The 25,830-nt window shown below is 75.1% G+C and carries 18 protein-coding genes and 1 pseudogene; 10 read left to right on the top strand and 9 right to left on the bottom strand.

What is annotated here, in order from left to right; all coding sequences use genetic code 11:
* Positions 1-35: 35 nt before the first annotated feature.
* Positions 36-599 (top strand): hypothetical protein, encoded by a 564-nt coding sequence (locus OP18_RS53315; RefSeq protein WP_052387599.1) that lies wholly within the window; start codon positions 36-38, stop codon positions 597-599.
* On the opposite strand, the gene OP18_RS30945 is transcribed toward OP18_RS53315, so the two are convergent.
* Together OP18_RS30945 and OP18_RS30940 are read right to left on the bottom strand one after the other, a co-directional pair.
* Positions 596-1,306 (bottom strand): hypothetical protein, encoded by a 711-nt coding sequence (locus OP18_RS30945; protein WP_033362648.1) that lies wholly within the window; start codon positions 1,304-1,306, stop codon positions 596-598. The two genes, OP18_RS53315 and OP18_RS30945, sit on opposite strands and share 4 nt — an antisense overlap.
* Before the next feature lie 11 nt (positions 1,307-1,317).
* Positions 1,318-2,310: a LacI family DNA-binding transcriptional regulator gene (locus tag OP18_RS30940; RefSeq protein WP_033362647.1), complete on the bottom strand. Its 993-nt coding sequence runs from the start codon at positions 2,308-2,310 to the stop codon at positions 1,318-1,320.
* A gap of 28 nt (positions 2,311-2,338) precedes the next feature.
* On the opposite strand from OP18_RS30940, the gene OP18_RS30935 reads away from it, so the two are divergent.
* The 6 genes from OP18_RS30935 (at position 2,339) to OP18_RS30910 (ending at position 12,406) form a co-directional block, all read left to right on the top strand.
* Positions 2,339-2,749, top strand: a complete 411-nt coding sequence (locus tag OP18_RS30935; RefSeq protein WP_156089915.1) for a DUF3303 family protein — start codon at positions 2,339-2,341, stop codon at positions 2,747-2,749.
* Positions 2,750-2,788: 39 nt separating this feature from the next.
* The gene (locus OP18_RS30930) at positions 2,789-5,083 is read left to right on the top strand and encodes a putative bifunctional diguanylate cyclase/phosphodiesterase (RefSeq protein ID WP_033362645.1); all 2,295 of its coding nucleotides are present in this window, start codon (positions 2,789-2,791) and stop codon (positions 5,081-5,083) included.
* Between the two features lie 15 nt (positions 5,084-5,098).
* Positions 5,099-8,050: a hypothetical protein gene (locus OP18_RS30925; protein ID WP_156089914.1), complete on the top strand. Its 2,952-nt coding sequence runs from the start codon at positions 5,099-5,101 to the stop codon at positions 8,048-8,050.
* Entirely contained in the window at positions 8,047-10,896 is a 2,850-nt protein-coding gene (locus OP18_RS30920) for a hypothetical protein (protein WP_033362643.1), read from the top strand. The genes OP18_RS30925 and OP18_RS30920 overlap by 4 nt, the downstream gene beginning before the upstream one ends.
* A 22-nt stretch (positions 10,897-10,918) precedes the next feature.
* Positions 10,919-11,758 carry an AraC family transcriptional regulator gene (locus OP18_RS30915; RefSeq protein WP_245635586.1) on the top strand — a complete coding sequence of 280 codons (840 nt, stop codon included), beginning with the start codon at positions 10,919-10,921 and terminating at the stop codon, positions 11,756-11,758.
* 66 nt (positions 11,759-11,824) lie between these two features.
* Positions 11,825-12,406 carry a dihydrofolate reductase family protein gene (locus OP18_RS30910; RefSeq protein ID WP_033362641.1) on the top strand — a complete coding sequence of 194 codons (582 nt, stop codon included), beginning with the start codon at positions 11,825-11,827 and terminating at the stop codon, positions 12,404-12,406.
* A gap of 22 nt (positions 12,407-12,428) precedes the next feature.
* On the opposite strand, the gene OP18_RS30905 is transcribed toward OP18_RS30910, so the two are convergent.
* Positions 12,429-13,370, bottom strand: coding sequence for a hypothetical protein (locus OP18_RS30905; protein WP_033362640.1), 942 nt, complete (start codon positions 13,368-13,370; stop codon positions 12,429-12,431).
* Between the two features lie 222 nt (positions 13,371-13,592).
* Here OP18_RS30905 and OP18_RS30900 point away from each other — a divergent pair, with 222 nt between their 5' ends.
* A complete protein-coding gene (locus tag OP18_RS30900) occupies positions 13,593-17,021 on the top strand; it encodes an AfsR/SARP family transcriptional regulator (protein WP_043788041.1) in 3,429 nt (1,142 codons plus the stop codon).
* A gap of 69 nt (positions 17,022-17,090) precedes the next feature.
* Entirely contained in the window at positions 17,091-20,555 is a 3,465-nt protein-coding gene (locus OP18_RS30895; RefSeq protein WP_033362639.1) for an ABC transporter ATP-binding protein, read from the top strand.
* Between the two features lie 28 nt (positions 20,556-20,583).
* Here OP18_RS30895 and OP18_RS30890 read toward each other — a convergent pair whose 3' ends face one another.
* The 5 genes and pseudogenes from OP18_RS30890 to OP18_RS30875 all read right to left on the bottom strand — a co-directional run bounded on the left by OP18_RS30890 (position 20,584) and on the right by OP18_RS30875 (position 23,751).
* Positions 20,584-21,108, bottom strand: a complete 525-nt coding sequence (locus tag OP18_RS30890; RefSeq protein WP_033362638.1) for a hypothetical protein — start codon at positions 21,106-21,108, stop codon at positions 20,584-20,586.
* A 123-nt stretch (positions 21,109-21,231) separates the two neighbouring features.
* Positions 21,232-22,014, bottom strand: coding sequence for a pectate lyase (locus OP18_RS62655; protein ID WP_425388667.1), 783 nt, complete (start codon positions 22,012-22,014; stop codon positions 21,232-21,234).
* Positions 21,988-22,347, bottom strand: a pseudogene (locus tag OP18_RS62650) (pectate lyase); the annotation flags it as partial. The gene OP18_RS62655 and the pseudogene OP18_RS62650, both read right to left, overlap by 27 nt.
* 395 nt (positions 22,348-22,742) lie before the next feature.
* On the bottom strand, positions 22,743-22,997 hold the full coding sequence (locus OP18_RS30880) for a hypothetical protein (protein ID WP_033362636.1): 255 nt from the start codon (positions 22,995-22,997) through the stop codon (positions 22,743-22,745).
* A 46-nt stretch (positions 22,998-23,043) separates the two neighbouring features.
* Complete coding sequence (locus OP18_RS30875) at positions 23,044-23,751, bottom strand: FHA domain-containing protein (RefSeq protein ID WP_033362635.1); 708 nt, start codon at positions 23,749-23,751, stop codon at positions 23,044-23,046.
* 139 nt (positions 23,752-23,890) lie between these two features.
* Here OP18_RS30875 and OP18_RS30870 point away from each other — a divergent pair, with 139 nt between their 5' ends.
* The gene (locus tag OP18_RS30870; protein WP_156089913.1) at positions 23,891-25,627 is read left to right on the top strand and encodes a serine/threonine protein kinase; all 1,737 of its coding nucleotides are present in this window, start codon (positions 23,891-23,893) and stop codon (positions 25,625-25,627) included.
* A 14-nt stretch (positions 25,628-25,641) separates the two neighbouring features.
* On the opposite strand, the gene OP18_RS59885 is transcribed toward OP18_RS30870, so the two are convergent.
* The coding region (locus tag OP18_RS59885; protein WP_211273726.1) for a hypothetical protein at positions 25,642-25,830 on the bottom strand (189 nt) is incomplete at its 5' end.

Genomic DNA, 25,830 nt, shown 5'->3' with positions numbered 1-25,830 from the left:
TTGAGCGGGCGGTCGCCGCGGTGGATGGTGGAGCGATGCGAGTCACCTTCCACCGGTTGCCGGACCATCAATGGGCCGACGTGCTGATCCAGCGCGACGACGGCGTGGTCTACCGGATGCACGCCGGTCCGGTGACCGCCCACGCCCCGCACGACCTGGTCCACTTCACCGTCGAGGACGCCCTCGGCATGTCCGACGGCATCTGGGGCGCGATCGCCGGCGGCGTCGTGTTCCGCAGCATGACGCACGTGTCGGGGCGCCGGCCGCCGCACGCCGCCGAGCGGTCGGCGGAGCTGATCCGGGCCAACCGTGACCGGCTGCAGCGCGCCGAGCTCATCGGCGGGTTCGTCGAGCGGGCCGCCGCCGTGCCGGACGCGGACCTCGACCGGCTCGCGGCGCAGCAGGGCGCCGACCCGTTGAACGGCGCCGACAAGGTCGCGGTCCGCCGGGCGGTCGCGGCGCTGCGGGCCGCGCAGGAGACGTGGGCCGCCCTGCCGGTGGGTGCGGAGCTGACGCTGACCTGGCCGCGGCACCGCCGGCTGGCCCCGCTGAAGCGCAAGGTCCAGCGCCGCGCCCCGACGCTGCGGCGGGCGTCCTAGGTGTAGGCGCTGTAGCCGTAGCCGTGGCACAGCCACAGCAGCACGAGCGCGAGCAGGAACGAGACCGCCAGGGTCCACGCCGCCCGGCGGGCCAGGCGGGTCTGCGGGTCGGCCGGGCCCGCGGTCTTCACCGGCCGCGGGTCGGCGGCGGGCGGGCGGCCGTCGAGCGGGTCGACCCAGTGCGCGGCCTCGGTGGCGAAGCGGTCGCCGTAGGCTGCGTGGTCGGCCGGGATGCGTCCGGCGAGGCGGACCGGCAGCGCGTCGAAGTCGCCGCCGTCGCCGACGACGATCACCGAGCCGGGCACCTGCCGGCGGTCGAGGGCCTCCAGGAAGAGCATGGTGTGCCCGGTCGCGTCGGCGTCGGTGCCGGTGACCACGACGACGGGCGCGCGCACGGCGGTGGCCAGGTCGGCCGCCGTCCAGCCGGCACCGGGTGGGGCGACGACCCAGGCGTCGACGAGCACGACGACGCGGTGGTGCCGGGCGCACAGGTCGGCGACGACCGCGGCGACGGCGTCCAGGCCGGTCCCGACGGGCAGCTGCACCACCTCGGCCGCCTGCGCGTCGATCAGCTCGGGCACGGCGCCGAACACGACCGCCGCCGCGGTGCCGTCAGCGGTCGCGGCGAGGGCGGCGGCGGCCACCACCCAGTCGACCGTCGAGGAGGTCGGGGTGACGACCCACGGGCCGCGGACAGGCAGAGACATCGAGACGCATCCTAGGCCCGCGGCGGCGCGGTCGAGCCCCGCACCACCAGGTGCGTGGCCAGCTCGACGTGCAGCGCGTCGAGCTGGTGCCGCTCCAGCAGCCGGACCAGCAGCGACACCGCCATGCGGCCCATCTCCGGCAGCGGTTGGCGCACCGTGGTCAGGTCCGTCGCCTCCGCCAGGTCGATGTCGTCGAAGCCGGTGACCGACAGGTCGTGCGGCACCCGCAGGCCGCGCTCCGCCGCCGCCTGCACCGCGCCGACCGCGGCCTTGTCGTTGAACGCGACCAGCGCCGTCGGCGGCCGCGGCAGGTCCAGCAGCGCGCCGGCCGCGCGGCGGCCCTGCCCGGTGGTGGGCTCGATGGCCCGCAGCAGCTCGCCGTCGGGCAGCACGCCCACGTCGGCGAGGGCGGCGTTGTGCCCGGCCAGCCGGGCGTCGCTGGCCAGCCACTCCGTCGGCCCGCCGATCACGCCGATGCGCCGGTGGCCGAGGCCGACCAGGTGCGCGGTGACCTTGCGGGCGCCGGCGAAGTGCGCCGCGGACACCGACACGATGTCCGGCGGCAGGGTGGTGCGCGGGTCGACGACCACGAACGGGATCCGGCGGCGCTGCAGCTCCACCAGGTCCGAGCCGGGCTCCGGCGGCAGGATCACGATGATCCCGCCGATGCCGTCGTGGCGGTCCAGGTCGCGCAGCAGCGGGGTGCGCTGGGCGGCCTCGCCGGCGGTGAGCACCAGCTGCCGGCCGTGCAGCTCGACGGTCTCCGCGATCGACGACACGATCAGCCCGAAATAGTCGGTCAGCACGTACGGGCAGCGCAGGTACACCCGGTCGCCGGCCGGGCGGGCGCGCTCCGGGCGCTGCGCGCCGAGCCGCTCCGCCGCCTGGCGCACCAGGTCCCGGGTGTGCGGGGCGACCGTGTCGTGGTCGTTGAGCGCGCGGGAGACGGTGGCGATGGACATACCGGTCGCCGCCGCGATCTCTCTGACCGTCACCTTGCGCATCCGTTGCAGTCCCCGTTCCGCAGTTTCTGTGAAGACTCTTGACAGTTCGACGATCCTGGCTGTTTCCTGGTCCCAGGCGATGTTACACGGCGTTTCATTTGTTACATCGGCCGAACGTAGGAGCGCGGCCCGGGACGGCGACGGTGGGGTGGTCGTCCGGGAGCCGGAAATGGTGGGACGGCCGGTCGGGACCGGCCGTTCCGCCAGCGGCACGCCGGCGAGCTACGCCCGCTGCTTCCAGCTCATGGCGTGCGACGACCGCACGCCGCTGATGACATGGATCGCCAACCGGTCCGACCTGGTCGACTTCGGGGTCGTGCCGGTCGTCACCGGGCCTACGCCGCCGCCGCGCTCCCGCCCGCGGCAGGTAGGCCTTTTCGTGACCTCGGCGCCGAGCGCGTGCGGTAGCGTACGGAAGGTCATCCGCGTGTTGTCGTGATCACCTCCGGTGAGGATGCGTCCATTGTCACGCAGACCCTTGTCCGTCCCGCTCGCAGTCGCCGTGGCCGGGGTGTTCGGGGCCGTCGGCCTGGGCGGTTCGGGGCTGCTCGGTCCGTGGTGGTCGCAGTTCGTCGACGACCTGGCGCAGGTCGGCGCCGGTCTCGCCGCCACCCTCACGTGCTGGATCACCGCCCGCCGGCACACCGGCGCCCAGCGTCGCTGGCGGCTGTGGATGGGCGCCGGCGCCTGCGGCTGGACGATCGGCCAGTGCATCTGGTCCTGGTACCAGCTGTTCCGCGACGACGCGCTGCCCTCGCCGTCCCTCGCCGACGCCGGCTACCTGACCCTGCCGGTCTTCGCCCTGCCGGCCCTGATCGCCCTGGCCGGCGACCGCCCGCCCGCCGTCGGCGGACCCCGCCGCATCGCCGGCCAGCTCGTCATGGTGCTCGACGGCTTCATCGTCGTCGGCGCGCTGTTCGTGCTGACCTGGGCCACCTCGCTCGGCGCCGTCGTGCGGGCCGGCGCCGGCACGCCGTTCGCCTACACCGTCGCGATCGCCTACCCCGTCACCGACCTGCTGCTCACCGTCATCGTGATCCTGCTGCTGGCCCGCTCCGCCGCGGTCAACCGCCGCCAGCTGTCGATCCTCGGCGTCGGGCTGTTCTGCCTGTCCTTCTCCGACAGCGTCTTCGCCTACCTGGTCGCCGCCGGCGCCGAACGCATGCCGCCGCTGGCCGACGCCGGGTTCATCGCCGGGCAGGCGCTCGTCGCCGTGGCCGCCGCGACCCCGACCCGCGAGGCGCCGCCCGAGTCGCCGCGACCGCACCACCGGTGGGGGCACCTGCTGCTGCCGTACGTGCCGGTCGCCGGCACCGGCGTGCTCTTCATGATCCAGCTGGCGCAGGGCCGCACGATGGACACCTTCGAGATCGCCGTGGAGACGGCGGTCATCTCGCTGCTGATCATCCGGCAGGCGGTCACCCTGGTCGAGAACGCGGTCCTGCTCGACCGCCTCTCCGAGAGCCAGGCCAGGCTCAGCCACCAGGCCTTCCACGACGGCCTCACCGGGCTGTCCAACCGGGTGCTGTTCCAGGACCGGCTCGGCCACGCCCTCGCCCTGCACCACCGCGACGAACGCCCCCTCGCGGTGCTCTTCCTCGACCTCGACGACTTCAAGGCGGTCAACGACCGCTACGGCCATCACGCCGGCGACCGGCTGCTGCGCCTGGTCGCCGACCGCCTGCGCGGCGCGGTCCGCGACGGCGACACGATCGCCCGCGTCGGCGGCGACGAGTTCGCGGTCCTGCTGGAGGGCGGCGGCGACCCCGGCGTCCCGGCCGAGCGGATCATGAAGGCCCTGCGCGAGCCGTTCGACCTGGAGGGCGCCACCGTCACCGTGGCCGCCTCCATCGGCCTGGTCGAGGCCGGCTCGCACGGCCCCGTGCACACCGCCGACATGCTCCTGCGCCGCGCCGACGCCGCCATGTACGCCGGCAAACGCCAGGGCAAGGGCACCCTCGTGCGGTACCGGGTCGACCTGCCCGACGGCACCGGCAGCTCCGACCTCGCCGAGATGCTCGCCGACACCCTCCGCGACGGGCGCGGCCTGGACGTGCACTACCAGCCGATCGTCCGGCTCAACGACGGCACCGTCGTCGCCGTCGAGGCCCTCGCCCGCTGGACCCACCCGAGCCTCGGCCCCGTCTCGGCCGACATGTTCATCGCCACCGCCGAGGAGATCGGCCTGATCCGCCTCGTCGACGACTTCGTGCTCGACCGCGCCTGCCGCGACGCCGCCGCGTTCCGCGGCCCGTGGGCGAGCATCGCCGTGCACGTCAACACGTCCGCGGCCCGCCTCGGCCGGCCCGGGCACGAGGAGACCGTCCGCGCCGCGGTCCTGCGCCACGGCCTCACCCCGCACCGGCTGCTGCTCGAGCTCACCGAGACCGCGCCGCTGCCGGACCTGTCCGCCGCCGCCGGCGCGGTGCGGCGCCTCGGCCGCTTCGGCGTCCGGTTCGCCCTCGACGACTTCGGCACCGGCTACAACGCCCTCGCCCAGCTGCACGCCATGCCCGTCGACGAGGTGAAGCTGGACCGCAGCTTCACCGTCGCCGACGGCGGGCGCAGCGAGGCCATCTGCCGCTCCATCGTCTCCATCTGTGCCGGCATGGGGGTCACGGTCGTCGCCGAAGGCATCGAAACTGATCGGCAGGCGGCGACCATGGCCGCGCTGGGCTGCCGGTACGGCCAGGGCCACCGCTACGGCCTGGCCGGACCGCTGCACGAGGTCGCTCCCCCGGGGGCGCTGGACCCCGAAAACAGTCTGGTGTGACGTAAGGTCCTTCACGTGTTGGGCCTGATCGTCGCCGCGCTGCGGGCCCGGCGTGCCGCCGCCGTCGTCATGCTCGTCCTCGCCGCGGTCACCATGGGCGCGGCCGTCGCCGCCGGCACCGTCGCCGGACGCGCCGAGCGGACCGCCGTCGCCGCCAGGGTCGCCGCGGCCACCCCGGCCGAGCGCACCCTGAGCGTCCGCGGCGCGGTCGCCCTCGGCACCCGCCCCGACGACATCGTCGGCAGGTTCCGCTCGATGATCACCGGCGTGGTGGCGGACCGCACGGTGCTCGGGGTCCGCTACTCCGGGGTGCTGCGCGCCGGGTCGCTGCGCCTGCCGGTCGACCTGCGCGCCGTCGACGGCTTCTGCGGCAACGCCACCATGCTGCAGGGGCACTGCCCCGAGGACGACGGCGAGATCGTGCTCGCCCCCGACGTCGCCCGCCAGCTCGGCCTCGCCGTCGGAGACGAGCTGCTGCAGGACGGCGGATCCGGCACCACCCAGGTGCCGCTCACGCTGGTCGGGCTGTTCACGCCGGCCGACCCGCTCGGCTGGTTCTGGTCCGGGCTCGACGGCGTCGCCGCCTACACCACCCGCGGCACCGTCGCCAAACCCGGCGGCACGGCCGTGGCCACCTACGACGCGCTGCTGCCCGAGGAGGCGTTCGACGACCCGGCGGCGCTCGACGCGACGATCGCCCGGCTGCGCGCCGGCTCCCTCGAGGTCGTCTCCGGCGCCCCGGCCCTGGCCGCCACCGTCGCCGCCGACCGCCACGGGGTGCGCCGCGGCCTGCTCCTCGTCGAGCTGCAGGTGCTGCTGTGCGGCGGCCTCGCCGTCGCCGTCGCGGCCGCCTACGCCGCGCAGGAGCGCCGGGCCGACGCCGCCCGCATGGCGATCCGGGGGCTGCCGCCGTGGCGGATCCTCACCGGCACCGCCGGGCAGAGCCTGCTGCCGCTGCTGGCCGGCGCGGCCTGGGCCGTCGCGGTGCGCCCCGCGCTGTGGCCGGCCCTCGCCGCCGGGGTGCTGCTCGTCGCCGCCGCCGAGTGGCCGGCGACCCGGGCGAGCGTGCCGGCACTGCTGCGGGTCGTGCAGCCCCGCCGGCCGCTGGTCGCCGCGACCCTCGAGGTGTGCGTGCTCGCCCTCGGCGCCGCGGCCGTGTTCCAGCTGGCCGCGGAGCCGGCCGCCAACGTGCGCCGGGACACCGGGCTCGGCCTCGGGCAGGCGGCGCCGCTGCTGATCGCATTGGCGGCAGGTGTACTGGCCACCCGCGCGCTGCTGTCCGCCGCCGGGCTCGCCGGCCGGACCGCGCTCGCCGGCGGCCGGGTCGGCGGTGCCCTCGCGGGGCTGACCCTGGGCCGGCGGCGCACCGCGTACCGGATCGTGCCCGTGCTGGCCGCCGCCACCTGCGTGCTCGCCGTCGCCGCGCAGGACTGGGCCGGTGCCGCGGGCGCCCGCACCCAGCGCGCCGCCGTCGAGGTGGGCGCCGACCGGGTCCTGCGGATCGCGCCGACGGACCGCGAGCGGCTCCTCACCGCGGTCCGCGCCGCCGACCCGGGTGGCCACGACGCGATGGCCGTCGCCGTCGGCGGCGGGACCGGCGTGCCCGTCATCGCCGTGGACGGCACCCGGCTGCGCGCGGTCACCGGCACCGACCTGCCGTCGCTGCGCGCCGACGCGCCCGCGCCGCTGACCGTCACCGGCAGCACGCTGCGCCTGCGGACGGTCTCGGCCGGCGCCACGGTGACGCTGCTGCTGGCCGGCGACGCCGAGCGGGTCACCGCCGTCTTCCGGCCCCCGGGCGCCCCGCCCGCCGGCCCCGAGCCCGGCACCGCCGGGCAGCCCACGGAGTCCACGGTGGAGGTCGCGGTGCCGCAGTGCGCCGGCGGCTGCCGGCTCGTCGCGGTCGAGGTGAACCGCGGCCCCGTCGACCTGCTCGAGCTGCGCGCCGACGGCAAGGTCGCGGTCGACGGCGCCGCGTTCGGCGACCCGGCCCGCTGGCGCACCACGCTCGGCCGGGCGGTCAGCACCGTCCTGGCCGGCCACCGCGACGGCCGCCTGCGCCTGCAGGACGCCGACCCACCCAGCGAACGGCCCCGCGACAACCGCCTCTACGTCGTGGACACCCCCGTGCCGCTGCCCGCCGCCGTCGCCGGCGGCCCCGCGCTCACCGAGGACAACGACGTGCCCAGGGTGCGGCTCTTCGGCGCCGACCTGCCGGTGACCCCGCACGCCGTCGCGTCCGTGCCCCGCGGCGGCGCCACCGGCGTCCTCGTCGACCTCGAGTACGCCGCCCACATCGCCGGTCCCTCCGGCGGGCCGGCCGCCGGCGCCACCGAACGCCTCGAGGTGTGGCTGAGCCCGTCCGCCCCCGCCGACCTGCCCGACCGGCTGCGGGCCGCCGGGCTCACCGTCGTCGGCGGTGACAGCGCCGCCGCCGCGGCCACCCGCGCCGGGCGCCTCGCACCGGCGGTGACCCTGCTGGCCGGGCTCGCCGGCGGGGCCGTCGCGCTGCTGCTGGCCGTGGTCACCGCAGCGGTCGTCGCCGCCGTCGACCGCCGCCAGCGCGGCGCCGAGCTCGCCGCGCTGCGCCGCCAGGGGCTGCCCGCGGCGACCGCCCGCACCGTGGGCCGGTGGACCTCGGCGGCGCCTGTGCTGGTCGCCGTGCCGGTCGGGCTCGCCGCGGCGGTGCTGCTGCGGCTGCTGGCCCCGGCGCCGGTGCGCCCGTTCGCCGACCGCTGGCCCGTGCCGGTCCCGCCGGTGCAGTGGCTCGCCGTCCTCGCCACCGCCGTCGTGGTCCTCGCCGTGCTGCTGCCGCCGGCCCTCTGGTCGCGCGGCCCCGCCGCCGGCGGTCCTTCCCGCACCACCGGCAACGGCAAGACCGCCCGGGCCGCGTCCCGGCCGGCCGCCGACACCGCCGTCGGCGCCGGCGACCCGGATGCGGCATCCGACGCGGGGAGGTCGCGGTGATCGGGCTCGTCCTGGCGATGCTGTGGTCGCGGCGCGGCCGCGCCGCCACCGTCATGCTGCTCACCGCCCTGGCCACCGCCGGCGCCCTCGCCGCCCCCGTCTACCTCGCCCGGGCCGACGACCGGATCGTGCGCACCGAGGTCGCCGGCGCCGCGGCGTCCGAACGCACCGTGCTCATCACCGGCGAGGTCCAGTCCACCGGCGGCGGGAGCATGGCCAAGACGTTCGAGAGCCTCGCCGGCGGCTGGCTCGACACCCCCGGGTACGCCACCGTCTTCTCCGCCCAGTTCACCGCCCAGCCCGGCGAGCTGGAGCAGGCGACCGCCGCCCAGCTCAGCACCGTCATGTTCCGCGAGGGCATCTGCGAGCACGTCCGGGTCGTCGCCGGCCGCTGCCTGATGGGCACCGGCGACACCGTCCTGACCGAACGCACCGCCGGGCGCCTCGGCCTGCGCCCCGGCGACACGGTGTCCCTCGCCGGGTCCCGGTACGACTCCGTCAGCGGCCGGTACACCCCCGCCGGCGCACCGACCTCGCTCACCGTCGTCGGCGTCGTGGTGGCCCGCGACGGCGCCGAACCCTACTGGGGCCGCGCCGGCGGCTCGCGCGACGCGTTCCAGGTCGACCGGCGCACCCTGGACACGTTCGCCCGGCCGAGCGAGCTGCAGTCCTTCGACGCGTACCCGCTGCCCGGCGCCATCACCGTCGAGACCCTCCCGGCGCTGCGGGAGTGGGTCCAGGGGGCGCAGCGGCGCAGCACCGACGACGCGCGGCTCAACACCGACCTCGACGTCCTGCTCGACCGCATCGCCGAACGCCGCGCGGAGCTGCGCGACACCGTGCCGTTCGCGGTCGCGCCGGTGCTGCTGCTCGCCTGGGCCGTCATCACCCTCGCCGTGTCCACCGTCATCCGGGCCCGCCGCTTCGAGCACGGCGTCATCGCGCTGCGCGGCGTCGCCCGGCCCGGCCGGTGGTGGCTGGCCACGGGGGAGACGCTGCTGTCCGTGCTCGTCGGCGCGCTGCTCGGGTTCACCGCCGCCGGCGGCTGGCAGACCCGCGACGCGTGGCCGTACGCGACGGTCGCGGTGCTCGGCGCCCTCGCCGTCGCGGTCACCGTCGCGCTGCGCACCGTCTCCGCGCCGGTGTCGGCGCTGCTGCGCCAGGTCGACCGGCGCACCGCCCGCTGGCGCGGCTTCGCCCTGGAGGGCCTGCTCGTGGTGGCCGCGGTCGTCGCCGTCGGCCAGGTCCGCGGCCGTCCCGGCGGCGTCGCGCTGCTCGCCCCGGCCCTGGTCATGCTCGCCGTGGCCGTCGTCGCGGGCCGGGTCGTGCCGGTCCTCAGCGGCCTGGCGGCCGGCCGGGCGCTGCGCCGCCGCGCGCTCGGCCGGGTCCGGCTCGCCGGGGTCCTCGCCGGGCTCCGGCTGGCCCGCCGGCCGGTCGGCGCGCGGCTGCTGGTGCTGCTGACCCTCGCCGTGGGATCCCTGGCGTTCGCCGCCGCGGCCACCGCCGCCGTCGACGAGCGGCAGCGGCAACAGGCCGACCTCGACACCGGCGCGCCGGTCGTGCTCACCGTCGACGCGACCAGCCGCGTCCAGCTGCTGCGGGCCGTGCGCGCCGCCGACCCCGACGGCCGCTCGGCGATGGCCGTCGTGCCGATCCGCCTCGGCGAGGACGGCGCCGCCGCGGCCGTCGCCGTCGACGCGCCCCGCCTCGCCGCCGTCGCGCTGTGGCCCGGCGGCGCCGGCTCCGCCGCCGACGTGGCCGCGCGCCTGCACCCGCCGTCGCCCGGGACCCCGGTCATCCTCACCGGCGCCACGCTGACCCTCGACGTCACCGCCAGCACGCTCGACCGGCCCGACGTCGTGCTGGCCGCCACCCTTGCCCCGCTGGACGGCCGGCCGACCTCCACCGTCGAGCTGGGCCGGCTGGTGCCGGGGCGGCAGTCGTACACCGCGCCGACCCCGATCTGCACGGCCGGCTGCCGGCTGGTCGAGATCGCCGTGCGGTTGCCGTCGTTCGTCGGACCGACCGTCGTGGTCACCCTGCACGCGCCGCCGACGACCGACTGGCGGGTCGCCTCCGGCGCGAGCGCGGCCCCCGGCGCCGGCGGGATCACGTTCACCCTGCCGGCGACGACGCAGCCGGACGCCGGCGTCCTGCGCCCCGCGGGGAGCCTCGACCAGCTCCCGGTCGTGACCGCGGTGCCGTTGCCGGACGCCACGTTCAAGACGTTCGGCAGCCGGCCCGTGCCCGCGGCACCGTCCGCGGCGGCCCGCCTGCCCCGGGTCGGCACCGGCGGCGCGCTCGTCGACCTCGAGTACGCCGACCTCCTCGCCGCCGACGACGGCCGCGCCGACGGCGCCGAGGTGTGGCTGTCGGCGACCGCGCCACCCACCGTCGTCGACGCGCTGCGCGCCCAGGGCCTCACGGTCACCGGCCGCCGCACCGTCGCCGACGCCCGCGCCGCGATCGCCGCCGGTGGCACCGCGCTCGGCCTGCGCTTCTACCTCTTCGCCGGCGTGCTGTCGGCGACCCTCGGCGCCGCCGGGCTGGCCGTCGCCGCCATCGGCACCACCACCGCCGACCTGCGCGCCCTGCGGGTGCAGGGACTGCGCCGCGCCACCGGGACCCTGGTCGAGCCGCTGGTCGTGGCGGCGCTCGTGACCGCCGCCGGGCTGGCCGGGGTGGTGGCCGCCGCGGTGGCGTGGCTCGCGGTCGGCGGGACGCTGCCCGGGCTGGCCGGCACCGGGGTGCCGCCGCTGGGGGTGCCGGCGGTGACGGTCGCCGGGACGCTGGTGCTGCTGGCCGTCGCGGGGCTGACCGCCCAGGCGGCGGCCGCCCGACGCTGACGGCGTCTGCGATGCTGTCGGCGTGCAGTACGTGTCCAGAGTGCCGCGACCGCCGCTGGACGGGCTGATCGACGACCTGTACTACCTGGGCGGTGCGTCGCCGTACGCCCGGCTGACGCTGCCGCCGATGCCGGGGGCGTTGCTCATCGTCAACCTCGGCGCGCCGTTCCGCGTCCGCGCCGGCACCGACGCCGAGACGGCCGAGTACGCCGACGGCTGCGTGGTCACCACGCCCACCCGCGCGTTCGAGTTCGGCTACCCCCTGCGGACCCGGTCCGTCGGCGTGCACTGCAAGCCGTGGGGGCTGGCGCCGTTCCTGCCGGTGCCGGCGGCCGAGCTGTGCGACCGGCCGGTGACGCTGGAGCAGGTGTGGGGCCGGCCCGCGGTCGCCGAGCTGCGCGACCGGCTGGCCACCGCGGACGGGCCGCACGCGATGCTGACGCTGCTCGAGCAGGAGCTGATGCGGCGGCTGGGCGGGACCGCCGGCCTGGGGCTGGTCCGCCACACGAGCGGCGTCATCGCGGCGACCGGCGGGTCGGCGGCGATCGGCGGGCTGAGCGCGGCGGCCGGGGTCAGCGGCACCCATCTGGCGCAGCGGTTCAAGGAGCTCGTCGGCGTCACGCCGAAGCGGCTGGCCCGCACGTACCGCTTCGCCGCCACCGTGCTGTCGATCGACCCCGCCGGACCGATCGACTGGGGCGCTCTCGCCGGCGGCGCCGGCTACTTCGACCAGGCCCACTTCTGCCACGAGTTCCGGGCGTTCACCGGGCTCACGCCGACCCGGTACCTCGAGGTCCGGCGGCGGTTCCTGCGCGAGCATCCCGGCCACGCGCTGGACGGCTGGCCGCTGCCGGCCGATTGATTTTCTCCAAGAGCCGCAGCTCACGACGCGTTAGTTTGAGGGCATCCCGACGCAGAGGAGAGCCCCGTGGGCAAGGTGGTCATGTACAGCTCGGTGTCGGTGGACGGCTTCGTCGCCGACGACAACGACCAGCCCGGACCGCTGTTCGACTGGCTGACCAGCGGTGACGTCCCGCTGGACGACAGCGGCGCGCTGAAGGTGTCGCAGACCTCCTACGACTACACCCGGCCGTACTGGGACCAGATCGGGGTGACCGTCGTCGGCCGCCACGTGTTCGACATGACGGACGGCTGGGACGGCACGCCTCCGGGCGGGGTCGACCACGTGGTCGTCGTGACGCACCGGCCGGCGCCCGAGGGCTGGGACCCCGGGGCGCCGTTCCACTTCGTCGACGGCGTCGAGGCGGCCGTCGCCAGGGCGCAGGAGCTCGCCGGCGACCGCGTCGTCGAGGTCGCCGCCGGCGACGTCGGCGGCCAGGTGCTCGCCGCGGGGCTGGTCGACGAGGTGCGCATGGACGTCGTGCCCGTGGTGCTCGGGTCCGGCAAGCGCTACTTCGGGTCGGTCGACGCGCAGCACCTGCTGGAGGATCCCGACGCGGTGATCCAGGGCGACCGGGTGCTGCACCTGCGCTACCGGGTGCGCCGGTGAGCGGGCCGGCCGGCCGGGCGCGTCAGGCGGGCAGGCGGGTCCAGCTGTCGTAGTCGTGCACGGCGACGCCGTTGAAGGAGGTGTACCGCGCCGCCGCCGCGTCCACGGTGGACAGCTGCGAGGCCAGGACGGTCCGAGGCTGCCCGGCGAACGTGCAGTACCCGCAGTCCGCGAGCGGCTGGGTCTCCGCGGCGAGGCGGACCGGGCGGCTGGCGCGCTGCCCGCGGGCGAGCAGGTCCGCGCCGACGTCGAGGACGCCGGTGGCGCTGTCCCGGTACGACATGACCGTGATCGCGTGCACCCTGGCGATGACGGCGTCGGCCAGGTTGCCGGCGCCGGCGGGCACCGTGGCCAGCCAGAACGGCACGTCCGCCTCGAGCGGCTCCGGCCCGGCGGCGCGCACGGCGTCGAGCGTCGCCAGGTAGCCCTCGACGATCCGGCGCCGGTCGGTGGTCCAGCCCGGCAGCAGGTACGGCTCGACGTCGAGGTGGATGCCGTCGAAGAGGCCGGTGGCGGTGGCCCGCTTCCGCCAGGCGACGGCGGACGCGGCGTCCAGGGCCCAGGAAGGGTCGCCGCCGAGGGCGGAGAGCCGGACGCCGGCGGCGCGGGTGCGGGTCCGCAGGTCCCTGAGCCGGGTGAGCTGCGCCGCCGTCGGCTGCCACGGCACGGCCACGAAGATCTCCGTGACGCCCTGGGCGGTGGCCCACGGCACCACGGCGGCGGGGTCGGCGGGCGACCACAGCCACATCGCCCGGCCCTTGACCGCGGTCTTCACGGTGACCGGCCTGGCGACCGGTCTGGTGGCCGGCTCGGCTGCGGTGGGCCGGCCGGGGGCCGGCTGCCTGACCGGTTCGGCGGCGGTGGGCCGGCCGGGGGCCGGCTGCCTCGCCGCGGCGGCCGGCGCCGGGGTCAGGGCCGCGCCGAGCACCGCCGCCGCGACCAGCGCCCACACCCTGCGTGCCATGCCGTACCTCCGTGCCCGTCACCGTAGTGCGGCAAGCGTGCTGGGCGGACGGGGGCGGCCCCGGTCCGCGACGGGTGCCGTGCGGTTGCCGTGTCACCGGACCGGCACGTCCCGTGATACCGCGCGTCCCGCGTCGTCCGGACGGCCGGAAGCACCTGGCGGTCCGCCCGACGCCGCGGGCCGTGCGGCGCGGACCGTGGCGGTGAGGGCACAATCGGTCGGGTGCGGATCGGGGTGCTTGGGCCGCTCGAGGTGCGGGCCGCGTCCGGCGCGCCCGTCGAGGTCGGTGGCGCGCGCCTGCGGCTGCTGGTCACGCTCCTCGCGCTGGAGGCCGGGCGCACCGTCACCCCCGGCCGGCTCGCCGACGGCATCTGGGGCGACACGCCACCCGGCGACGCCGGCAACGCGCTGCAGTCGCTCGTGTCGCGGCTGCGGCGGGTCCTGCCGGACGGGATGCTGGCCGCCCGCCCCGGTGGGTACCTGCTCGACGTCGCCGCCGGTGACGTCGACCACCTGCGCTTCACCGACCTCGTCGAGCGGGGCCGCGCGCTCCTGCCGCACGACCCGGCCGCCGGCGCCGGGCTGCTGCGCGAGGCCGAGGCGCTGTGGCGCGGCCCGGCCCTGGCCGACGCCGGCGACGCGCCGTTCGCGCGGGGGTGGCGGGCCCGGCTCGACGAGCTGCGGCTGGCCGCCGCCGAGGACCGCATCGACGCGGAGCTCGGCCTCGGGGTGCGGGCCGTGGCGGAGCTGGAGGCCATGGTCGCCGCGCACCCGCTGCGGGAGCGCCTCGTCGGGCTGCTCATGCGGGCCCTGCACGCCGAGGGCCGCACCGCCGACGCGCTGCGCGCGTTCGACCGCTGCCGGCAGCTGCTCGCCGACGAGCTCGGCGCCGATCCGTCGGCCGTGCTCACCGCGACCCACCTGGCGATCCTGCGCAACACCCCGCCCGCGCCGCCACTGTCCGCCGCGCTCCCACGCTCCGCGGCGCGGCCACCGTCAGCCGCGCCGTCACCCTCCGCCGCGCGGCCACTGTCCGCCGGGCCGCCACCGCCCGCCGGGCCGCCACCGTCCGCCGCGCGACCCACCTCCGTCAGGCCGACGGCACACGCCACGCCGCCGCCGTTCCCCATCCCGGAGCCGCCCCCCGAGGCTGAGGCGCCCGTGCCCACTCCCAAGGCGCCCGCGCTCGCCGGAGAGGCGCCCGCGCCCACTCCCGGGCCATCCACGCCCGCCGGCCTGCCGGGACCGCCGCGCCGGGGGAACCTGCGGGCGCCGCTGACCAGCTTCGTCGGCCGCGACGACGAGGTGCGGGCGGTCCGCGGCCTGGTCGGCCAGGCCCGGCTGGTGACCCTCGTCGGCCCGGGTGGCGCCGGCAAGACCCGGCTCGCCACCGAGGTCGGCCGCGGGCTGCCGGACGCCCCTGACGGCGGGGTGTGGCTGGTCGAGCTGGCCAGCGTCACCGGTGGCCCGGCGAGCGGCCCGGCGAGCGGCCCGGCCGACCCGAGCGACATCGTGCAGGCGGTCTGGACGGCACTCGGCATGCGCGACCCGGCCGGCACCACCGGCCCGGGCCGCCGGGTGTCCGCCGCCGACGGCTCGGTCGGGCTGGACCGGTTGGCCGACGCGCTGGCGTACCGGCGGATCCTGCTCATCGTCGACAACTGCGAGCACGTCGTCGGCGCCGCCGCCGTGCTCGTGGACCGGCTGCTCGGCGACTGCCCGCACCTGCGCGTGCTCGCCACCAGCCGGGAGCCGCTCGGCATCACCGGGGAGGTGCTGGTGCCCGTCGGGCCGCTGCCCGGCGACGCGCTGGACTCGCCGGCGGCGCGGCTGCTGTCGGACCGGGCGGCCGCGGTGCGTCCGGGCTTCCGGCTGGACGGCTCCGCCCTGCGGATCTGCCGCGCCCTGGACGGCATGCCGCTGGCGATCGAGCTGGCCGCCGCGCGGTGCCGGTCGATGACGGCCGCGCAGGTCGCCGACCGGCTCGACGACAGGTTCCGGCTGCTGACCCGGGGCAGCCGCACGGCGCTGCCGCGGCACCAGACGCTGCGGGCGGTCGTGGACTGGAGCTGGGACCTGCTCACCGGCGCCGAGCAGGTGATGCTGCGCCGGCTCGCGGTCTTCCCCGGCGGGGCGACGCTGGAGGCCGCGGCGGCCGTCTGCGACCCCGACGGCACGCTCGGCGACCCCGTCGAGCTGGTCGCCGCGCTGGTGGACAAGTCGCTGCTGGTCGAGGTCGACGGCCGGTACCGGATGCTGGAGACCATCCGCGCCTACGGCCTGGAGCGGCTCGACGAGCAGGGCGAGACCGCGCGGCTGCGGCACCGCCACGCGACCTGGTTCCTGGCCCTCGCCGAGCGCCTCGAGCCGAGCCTGCGCACCGCGGAGCAGCTCACGTCCCTCGCGCTGCTGTCGGCCGAGCACGAGAACCTGCACGGGGCGCTGCGCCGGGCCGTGGCCGACGGCGACGCCGACCTGGCGGTGCGGTTCGTGCTGGTCCTCGGCTGGTACTGGTGGATGCGCGGACACCGGGTCGAGGGCGCCGGGCTGGCCGTCGCCGCGCTCGCGCTGGACGGCCCGGTCGACCCCGACGCCCGCGCGATGGCGTGCGGGGTCGCCGCGGTCAACGGCTTCGACGGCATCGGCGACAACGCCCAGCTGGACGCCTGGTTCACCGAGTCGTTCACGTACCAGGGCGGCCACCCCATGTTCCGGCTGTTCCAGGCGGTCTCGATGCTGTTCCGCGAGGGGTCGACCCGGGCCACCCTCGACCACATCGAGGCGCTCACCAGCGACCCCGACCCGTGGCTGGCGAGCCTCGGCGAGCTGCTGCTGTGCCATGCCGAGATGAACATCGGCCTCCCGTACGACGTCGCGGCCGCCCGCTTCGAGAAGGCCCTCGCCGGGTTCCGGGAGATCGGCGAGCGGTGGGGGCTGGCGGCGGCGCTGCAGTCCTTCGCCGAGATCCTCGCCCGCCGCGGCGACTACGCCGAGGCCGTCGAGCACCTGGAGGAGGGGCTGCGGCTCTTCGCCGAGCTGGGCACGACCGAGGACCGCTCCGCCGCCGAGGTGCGCCTGGCCCAGCTGCACGAGCTGCTCGGCCGCCCCGAGCAGGCGGAGCTGGTGCTGGACCAGGCACGGCGCACCGCGCTGCAGGTGGGGTTGCCCGATGGGATCGCGCTCGTCGAGTACGTCTACGCCGACCGGGCGCTGCGGGCCGGCCGGCTCGCCGAGGCCCGCCGCCGCTTCGACGAGGCGGCCCGCGTCCTGGCCGGGGGGCGGGCCTCGCCGCAGCTGCTCGCCGCCGTCCACGGTGGACTGGCGGTGGTGCGTGCCCGCGAGGGGGCGCCGGCCGAGGCCCGGGCCATGGCGGCCGTCGCCCTCGAGCATGCCCGCGACGCGCTCGACGGGCCTGTCGCCGGCGCGGTGCTCGAGGACGCGGCGGAGGTCGTGCTGCTGCACGGCGACGCCGCGACCGCCGTGACGCTGCTCACGGCCGCCGAGCGGGTCCGCGGTGGCCCGGACCGCACCCGCCCGCACCTGGTCACGCTCGCGGACGCCGCGCGGGCCGCCCTGACGGATGCGCAGCGTGCCGCCGCGGTCGCGCGGGGTCGAGCGACGACGATCGAGACGGCCGCCGATCTCCTGTAAATGGTTTGAAAATGCCCCGGGTCGCGGCGCAGTCTGAGGAGCCGCCACGACGATCCGGGGGGATCCACCATGCGCCTGCTCCGTGACCTCTGGGCCACGTCGCCGCGCCGCACCGGGCTGGTGGTGTTCCTGGTCATCCTCGGCGCCGCCGGTCAGGCCGCCGCGGCCGGCGTGGCCGGATCGGTCCTGATACATCGATCATGGACGATGTTCACGGTGCTCGCCGTGGCCCTCGTCGCCGCCGTGCTCACCGACCTCGCCGTCGGGCTCATCATGGCCGGGCTGACCGCCGACTGGTCCGCCGACGTGCGCCGCCGGCTGTGCCGGGTCGCGTTCGGCCAGGACCTGCCGACGCTGGAGACCACACCCGTCGGCGAGCTGCTCGACCGCATCGACGGCGACGTCTACCAGGTCGCCTCCGAGGTGCGCGGCAGCGGCGTGCGGATCGCCCAGTCGATCGCGTTCGGCGTGCTGTCGATCGGCACCACCATGTACGTCTGGTGGCCCGCCGGCATCGCCATGATCGTGCTGGTCGCCGGCCTCACCGCCGTGCTGCGCAAGCCGACCGCGAAGATCGGCACCGCCCGCATGGGCGAGGAGGAGGCCTGGTCCGACCTGGCGGCGGTGATGGAGGAGTCCATCCACGGGCAGGACGACGTGCGCACCAGCCTCGCCCGGCCCTACGTGCTGCGCCTGTTCGCCAACCGCGCCAGCGTCGTGCTCGCCCGCGGCCGGCAGGTGTGGACCCGCTCCGGCGCGGTCACCGCGGTCGCCGCCGGCACCGTGCGCGCCGGCATCGCCGTCATCGTCCTGGCCGGCCTGTGGGCCATGGCCGACGGTCGCATCGACGGCGCCCGGCTCACCGCGGTGTGGCTGCTCGCGCTCGGCTTCGGCGCCACCGTCGAGCACACCAGCCGGATGGTGCCGGAGCTGCAGTACGCGCTCGGCGCCTGGGGCCGCGTCCAGCTGCTGCGCGACTCGCCGCAGGAGCCCGCCGGCGGCCTCGAGCCGGCCGAGGGCGACCTCGTCGTGCGGGACCTCACGTTCCGTTACGCCAAGGGCGACCAGGACACCGCCCGGCGGCCCGCGCTGCGCGACGTCAACCTGACCTTCGCCCGCGGCCGCTCCTACGCGCTCGTCGGCCGGACCGGCTCCGGCAAGTCGACCCTCGCCAAGGTCCTCACCCGCGCCGTCGACCTGCCCCGCGGCACCGTCTTCCTCGGCGGCGTCGACCTGCTCGACCTGGACGTGGAGGCGCTGCGCCGGTGGATCGCCGTCGTGCCGCAGCGCACCGAGATCCTCGCCGGCACCCTCGCGGAGAACATCGCCCTGTTCGACCCCGCGCTGATCGAGCGCGCCGGCCAGGCCATGGAGGAGCTCGGCCTCACCTCGTGGGTCGCCGAGCTGCCCGACGGCATGCGGACGAGGCTCGGCGAGGGCGGCCACGTGCTGTCCGCCGGGCAGGAGCAGCTGGTCGCGTTCGCCCGCATCGTGGTGCGCGACCCGCAGGTCGTCATCCTCGACGAGGCCACCGCGCGGCTCGACCCGGTCACCGAGACCCAGGTGCAGCGGGCCACGGACCGGCTGCTGGTCGGGCGCATCGGCATCATCGTCGCGCACCGGCTGTCCTCCGTGCGCCGCTGCGACGAGGTCGTCGTCCTCGCCGACGGCGCCGTGGTCGAGGCCGGTCCGCTGTCGTCCTCCACCAGGTTCGCGGAGCTGCTGGCCGCGTCGTCGGTACGGGTACCCGTCGCGCCCTCCGGCTCCTCCGTCGCCGTGCTGGAGCCGGCCCCGCTGGAGGGGTCGCTCGTCTCCGCGCTGGCGGACAAGACGGACCCGCCGCCGCTGCCGAAGCTGCCCAGGGCCCGCACCCTGTGGAACATCTGGAAGCTCGCCACCAACGACGCCCGCTTCGGTCTGGTGTCGGTGGCCATGTTCGCCACCATGGTGTTCCTCGGTCTCGACGGCTCAGTGCTGCCGTGGCTGTGGGCCGACCTCGTCGACGGCGTCGGCGGCACCCTGTGGCCCGCCGTCGGCATCGTTGCCGGCCTGCTACTGCCGTTGCCGCTGCCGTACTACACCGGCAAGTGGTTCCCCGAGTGGTGGGTGCGGCAGCTGCTGCGCATCAGCCTGCGCCTGGTGCACGGCCAGACCGGCCCGCGCCGGGTCAGCACGCACACCCCCGCCGAGGTCGTCGCCCAGGGCGGCGACACCGAGCGCGTCGTCGTGCTCGCCGACAACCTCATCGACCAGTGGATCTGCGCGTTCGTCCTGGTCTCCATGACCCTCGTGTCGGGCTCGCTCGTCCCGGCCGCGTTCATGGCCGCCACCATCGTGCTGTCCGGCCTCGCCGCGTCGCTGTTCGGCCCGGTGCTGAAACGCTCCGCGACGAAGACCGTGGCCGCCCGGGCCGCGTTCGCCACCGCGCTGGTCTCGTCGCTGTCCGCGGCCCGCACGGTCAAGCTCGCCGGCGCCACCCGCCCGGTGCTGGACCACCTCGCGCACCTCGACGCCACCCGCAGCGCCCGGCAGCGCTGGGAGATCTCCATGCAGGTGTGGGCCCGCTCGACCCCCGCCATCGCCAGCGGCCTGCTGCCGATCGGCGCGTGGGCGCTGCTGCTCACCGGCAACCTGTCCGCCGGCGCGACCCTCGTCGCCGTGTCGACCCTCGGCTCGGCCCGCTGGTTCGCGTGGACGACCGCGTCGCTGGTCTCGCAGCTGCCGTCCGCCCGCGTGTGGACCCGCCGCACCGTGGCGATGACCGGAGAGGCCGAGTACGCCGCCGCCGTCCCCGGCGTCGACCTGTCCGAGGGCGTGGCACCGGCCCCGGTGACCCCGCCCCGCCGCCCGCTGCGCCGCCTCGACCTGGACGGCTTCACCGCCGTGCACGAGGACGGCACCGTCGCCGTGCGCGACCTCGACCTCACCGTCTCCCGCGGCGAGCTGGTCCTGGTCGTCGGGCCGGTCGGCTCCGGCAAGTCCTCGCTGCTGCGCGCCCTGGCCGGCATCGTGCACCACACCGGTGCCCTGCGCTGGAACGGTGAACCCGTCACCGAGCCCGAGATGTTCCTGCGCCCCAACCAGATCGGCTACGTCGCCCAGCTGCCCCGGGTGCTGTCCGGCACGGTCGCGGACAACATCCGCCTCGGCCACGAGGTCGACGCCGCCGACGCCGTCTCCACCGCCCAGCTCACCCATGACCTCGCCGCCGCCGGTGCCGGCCTGGGCCTGCTCATCGGGCACAAGGGCACCCGCCTGTCCGGCGGCCAGCTGCAGCGCCTGGCCCTGGCCCGCGCCCTCGCCCCGCGTACGGAGCTGCTCATCGCCGACGACGTGTCCTCGGCGCTGGACGTCACCACCGAGCTGGCCCTGTGGCGCGCCCTGCGCGACCACGGTGTCACCGTCATCGGCTCCACCTCGAAGCGCGCCGCCCTCACCCAGGCCGACCGCGTCGTGGTCCTGCTCGACGGCACCGCCGCGGCGCAGGGCACCTGGCGCGAGCTGGAGGACCGCTGGGGCCACCTCGCCGGCTGACCCGCACCGCGGACGCGGTGCGGGCCGGTCAGCTTCCGTCGACGAGGAAGTAGAACACCTGCTGCGGGTCCGGGAAGTGTTCGAGGGCCGCCTCGCGTCCGGCCTCCGGCAGCGGCGGCCGCAGCCCGGCCCGGTCGCAGAAGTCGAGCAGCTCCGCCGCGCCGAGCTCGCCGACCCACCGCCCGAGGAAGTCGACCAGGCTCGTGCCGACCAGCTCGACGGTCGCCTCGTCGTCGACGAAGATGACCGGCGCGCCGGCGAACGTCTGCGCCCCGGCGCTCCAGTAGCCGATCGGCAGGCCGGCGACGGTCTCGCCCAGCCAGAGCACGTCGGCGAGGAACCTGGCGACGCCCGGGTGGCCGTCGGCCAGGTACTCGCGGACGGTGGGCGGGTCGTCGGTGACGGTGAAGCACTCGGCGAGGAACGGGTCGTCGCGCATCCGCCGCCACACGGCCAGCTCGGCCGGCTCCGGATCGCGCGCCGCCGGCGGCACCCCGGCCCCGGAACGCAGCCGTCGCAGCAGCCGTTCGGTCGCTTCGGTGCGGTCGGTCATGGCGGCTCCTGGTTCGACACGCCGTCGGTCGGCGACCCGCCAAGCTACCCCGCCGGCGCAAGCGGCCCGCCCGCGGCGAAGGGGCGCCCACCGGATCCGGTGGACGCCCCTTCGCCGTTCAGGTCATCGGTAGGTGATGTCGCTCTTGTTCACCTTGCAGTTGGCGTCGTTCCAGCCCTCGCCGAGGTAGGTCGGCTCGGAGCCCTTGCTGACGCCCTTGTACTTGCCGCAGATCACGGTGCTGGAGCCGTTGTAGACCGTGACCCGGGTGATCGTCGCGGTGTCGCCCCAGTTGGAGTTGATGCCGGCGACCATGTCGACGTCGTCGACGATCACGTTGTCGATCCGCACGTGCCGCTGGTACGAGCTGGAGCAGTTCCCGCACGCCCGGTACAGCTTGCCGGTGCCCTTGAGGTAGAAGCCGCTGATGCTGACGGTGCCGTTGCCGTTGTGCTGGAAGGTCTTGTCCGAGCCCGACCGGGCGCCGCCGCCGATCACGTACGAGGTGCCGCCGCTGGTGCCCTTGAACGTCGCCGCGTCCTCGCCGATGTCGTTCCACCACACGTTCCTGAGCGTGCAGGTGCCCTCGCAGTGCACGCCGTCACCGGCGGGCGACCCGAGGATCACGTTCTGCAGGGTGCCACCGTTGGCGATCTTGAACATCGGGTCCTGGCTCTCCGACTGGCCGCCGTCACCGATGCAGCAGTACGTCTTCATCCCGCCGTCGAACGTGCCGGACACGTTGACCGTGGCGGAGATCTTCACGCTGCCCTGCGACGTGGGCCACGACGTGGTCGGGTTGCCGCCGCCCCCGGTCGAGGTCGGGGTCGGCGTCGGGGTGCCGCCGCCGGTCGAGGTCGGCGTCGGGTTCGAGCCGCCGCCGGCGTACGTCTCGAACTCCGCGATGCGCGGCGTGCCGGACGCGCTGGTGATCTCGAAGGTGATCTTCTTCAGCGAGACCGCCGAGAAGTTGATGGTGCTCGGGCTGCCGCTGCCGCTGGCCAGGACGGCGCTGGTGTCGTAGTTGAGGAGCCGCCAGGCGCCGATGGAGCCGCCGCCCGAGGCCTGCCGGATGACGGCCGAGGACACCGTCGTCGCGCTGCCCCACTTGATCGAGACGTACCCGGTCGACCCGTTCGGTGACCAGTAGGTGCTGGTGTTGCCGTCCTTGACGTTGCCGTAACTGGTGCCGTCGGCCTTGCTGGAGCCGTCGGCGCCGGCTCCGAGGCTCAGGTTGTCGGCTGCCGCGGCCTGGGGCATCTGCAGCGTCAGCGTGACGGCGGCGGCTGCGACCGCGGCGGCTCCCGCAGCTAGCCACCGTACGGCGACTGGTCGTCTCATCCGTGTCTCACCTTCCGGGAGAGGGTCGCCCCCGCCGAGCGGGAAAGCGCTTTCCTGGAAACCTAGAGACGCTCCGGTACCAGAACAAGACGGTGTCCGATATATGCCGCTTAAGGGCGTCAGCAACCGTGAAAATTGCAGGGTCCGGGCCGTTCGGCGCCGACCTTCACATGCGCGGTAGCGACCAACGTGGGCCGCTACCGCCGAATGCGGACGGGGGGCACCCGAAAGCCGTGGAAGGTCGACGCACGTAACCCGAGGTCATTCCCATGATGACCACCAGCCGCGGACATTCACCCCGGCGGGGTGCGTGGCTCGCGGCGCAGGGTGTGGCGGCGCTGCACCGATGCCAGAGCCACGCCGATCGCCGCGGTGGTAATAGTGCCGACGGTGCCGATGGCCAGTGCGACGATGCCGCGGAGTTCCGGCACGGCGCCGAGGGCTGTCATCGCCGCAATGGCATACACGCTCTGTCCGGCTGTCCTGTGGACGAGCCGCAGGATGGTCGGAGTCTGCTCGGGATGCTGTGGGCGCTGGGTCACCGTCATGGGCACAGCACAGCAGGCCTTGGCGGGTCGTTCGAGATGACAAATGTCAGGTTGCGCGGCCGGCCCCGGATCGGTTGCCGTGCTGGTCGGCGGCGTCGAGGCGGATAAAACCCGCCCTGGCCAGTACGTAGACGTACTCCGGATCAGTCCGGGCCGGCTCCCGGCGCAGGCCTAGACCGGTGGCTCGCCGGCGGGCCTGGTCCAGCCGCTGGTTGAGGGCGGTGCGTGACCGTCCGATTCGACGGGCCGCCGTATCCACGGTGTCCGGCCGGGCGTCGCGCACCGGCGGCCAGGCGAGGATTTCGTGAAACACCGCGTAAACGGCCTCTAGCTGCTCCGGCGTCAGCGGCTCGGGCAATTCCGTCGTTGCGGTCACACCCGTCGTATGGGGGCCGAGCGCGGTGTAGGCCTCGGTGTCGTCCAGCAGGATCCAGTGTTCGTACTCGGCCGCGCCCTTCACAAACAGGCCTACCCGGGGCCACAGCACGGTCTCGGTGCGAGTGATCGGCCGCGGTGGTTGCGCCCATTGGTGCAGTACTACGCCGTTGCGGTTGCGCGGCTCGATGCGCCAGCCCTCGGGGTTCGGGACGACGATCGCCGCGGTCCGCGAGACCTTGTCGTCGATCGGGTCATTGGCGATCGTGACCTCGCAGCTGCGTCCGATATGGAGTTCCTGTCCGGCCAGAAGTGGCCGGCGCATTCCCGCCCGCCAGTTGCCTTTGATCGACTCGAGCGTCTGAACGTGGTACGGCATGGTCTCTCCGAGTGGATCGGCGGACGGAATGGGGCGATCGATGGGACGGGCGATCCGGCCCACTCGTACGATGTCCGGCCCCGAGCCGAAGCATATTGTGGGCGGCGCGGAAACGGCGACCGTGCAGTAAAGGAGATTCGTGAACGACGATCATCATTGGGTAGGTCCGGCCGAACAGCCGGACATGTATCAGCTGATCAGCGTCCTCGGTCAGGGTGGTGAGGGATCGGTCTGGAAGGCATCCGTCCCGCTCTCCGGCGAGGGGGTTTCTTGGGTCGCCATCAAGATTCTTCGTCCGACTCCGAGCGATGACCCGGCACGATGGATGCGGCATAGCCATCTGCTGCCAGCGCTGGACCATCCAGGCATCGTGAGGGTGATACGGGTATTCGTCGGGCCCGGGCCGCACCGCCCCGGACAGCATCGGACCACCCGAATCGACGAGACGGCGCCGGATCGTCCGGGACGGCCGGAGGCGTTGCCCGCGGGCGTCGCGCCCGGCGCCGCGTTCCGGTACGTGGTTATGAGCCTCATCGAGGGCGAGACCCTGGGTGACTGGCTCGCTGAGCAGCCGGCTGCCAGCGCTTCGCAACGGATCAGGGCGCTGCGCACGATTGCCGCGGCTCTCGACTACATGCACTCCGGCGAAAGCACGAACGTTCCGGTGGCGCACGGCGATGTGAAACCCGAGAACATCATCCGCCGCGCCGACGGTTCCACCGTGCTGGTCGACCTCGGCCTGGTACGCCTCACAGACGATGGCGGGAAGGCGGGACGAACGCGGGCGTACGCTGCTCCCGAATTATTCGCGAGGGGCGCGCTGGCGACCCCCGAATCCGACCGGTTCGCCTTCGTTGCGACCGTGGTGCACGCCCTGTTGGGCCAGACCCCGCCGACCGCTGATCCCTTCGGTCCCGACCTGCCGGCGATAGAAGCGCTGCTCAACCGCGCATCGACCACCGCCGGCCGGCCGCAGCTCGTCCGTGCCCTCATGACGGCGCTGCAGTGCCAGCCCGAGCAGCGCCCCCGGTTGCTGTCGCAGTGGCTGAGCACGCTGACCGAGTCGCTCTCGTCAACGACGTCTTCCGAAGGGCTGGGGGCTGCGTCTGGTGGTGCGACCACCACGCTGCCGGCCGGGCCGCCGGTGCCGCGGCCGCGAAACCGATCGCGGCAGGTCGCGGCCGTGGTTGCGATCGCGGCCGTGGTCGCCGTCGTCGCCGCGCTGTTCGTCTTCAACCCGTTCAGCGGTCAAGCGAACGGCACCGGGGCAGGGCCGCCGTCGGGCGGGCCGGGTGTCTCGTCGGCGAGCACGCTGACGTCGACCCCACCGGCTGAGACGTCGAGCCCGACACCCGGTGCCGAGCCGTCGGGCTCGGCCGAGCCTACTCCGACCGGCACCGCGACCCCCGGCCCGACGCCCAGTGGCGAGGTTGCCGGGCTCCTCATCGCCGGCCCGCAGGCCAACGACTCGGGTGTCATCGTCGCCCGCAGCGAGAACGCCGTCCACGGCATGAGCATCGATGCGCAGAACTTCTCAATCAACGCAGTGCCGGTGACCTACGGTTGGCTGGCCAGCTGCAAACTCGGGTGTGGATCGACCGAGGAGTCATACGTCGAACTCAACCTGGGCCGCTCATACACGAAGCTGGAGGCGACCTTCGGCATCTCCGACCGCAGTAGCGGAAAGGGGCCGCTCACGATCCAGGTCGCCGCGCTGGATGACAATCAAACCAAGATTATCTTCAAGCAGCAGTTCACCATTGGCAGTGGAGGAAAGAAAAACATCAATGTTACCGGAATCCTGCGCTTGAAAATCTCCTTTATCGGGCCACTGGGCTCAACTAGGGGCGCGCTCGGCGACCCGACCCTGTACTGAAGGTGGTCCGTTCCTCAATAACGACCGTCAAAGGCATCGAAGTGCATCGGGGCTTCGTCGGACCCGGGTGGCGTGGCGAGTCGTTGCCAGGAACCTGGGCCACCACCTAACTTGGTTTTTAACCTGTGCGGCGGGGCCGGGGGTTGGTCGATTTCTTCTTTCTGGGTTTCGGGTTCCCGGCTTCGCTGCTGGTAGCGGTGTGG

The sequence above is a fragment of the Dactylosporangium aurantiacum genome (assembly GCF_000716715.1).
Taxonomy (GTDB): Bacteria; Actinomycetota; Actinomycetes; order Mycobacteriales; family Micromonosporaceae; genus Dactylosporangium; species Dactylosporangium aurantiacum.
The sequence above is the reverse complement of the archived record's forward strand: the minus strand, read 5'-3'. Positions and strand labels throughout refer to the sequence as shown.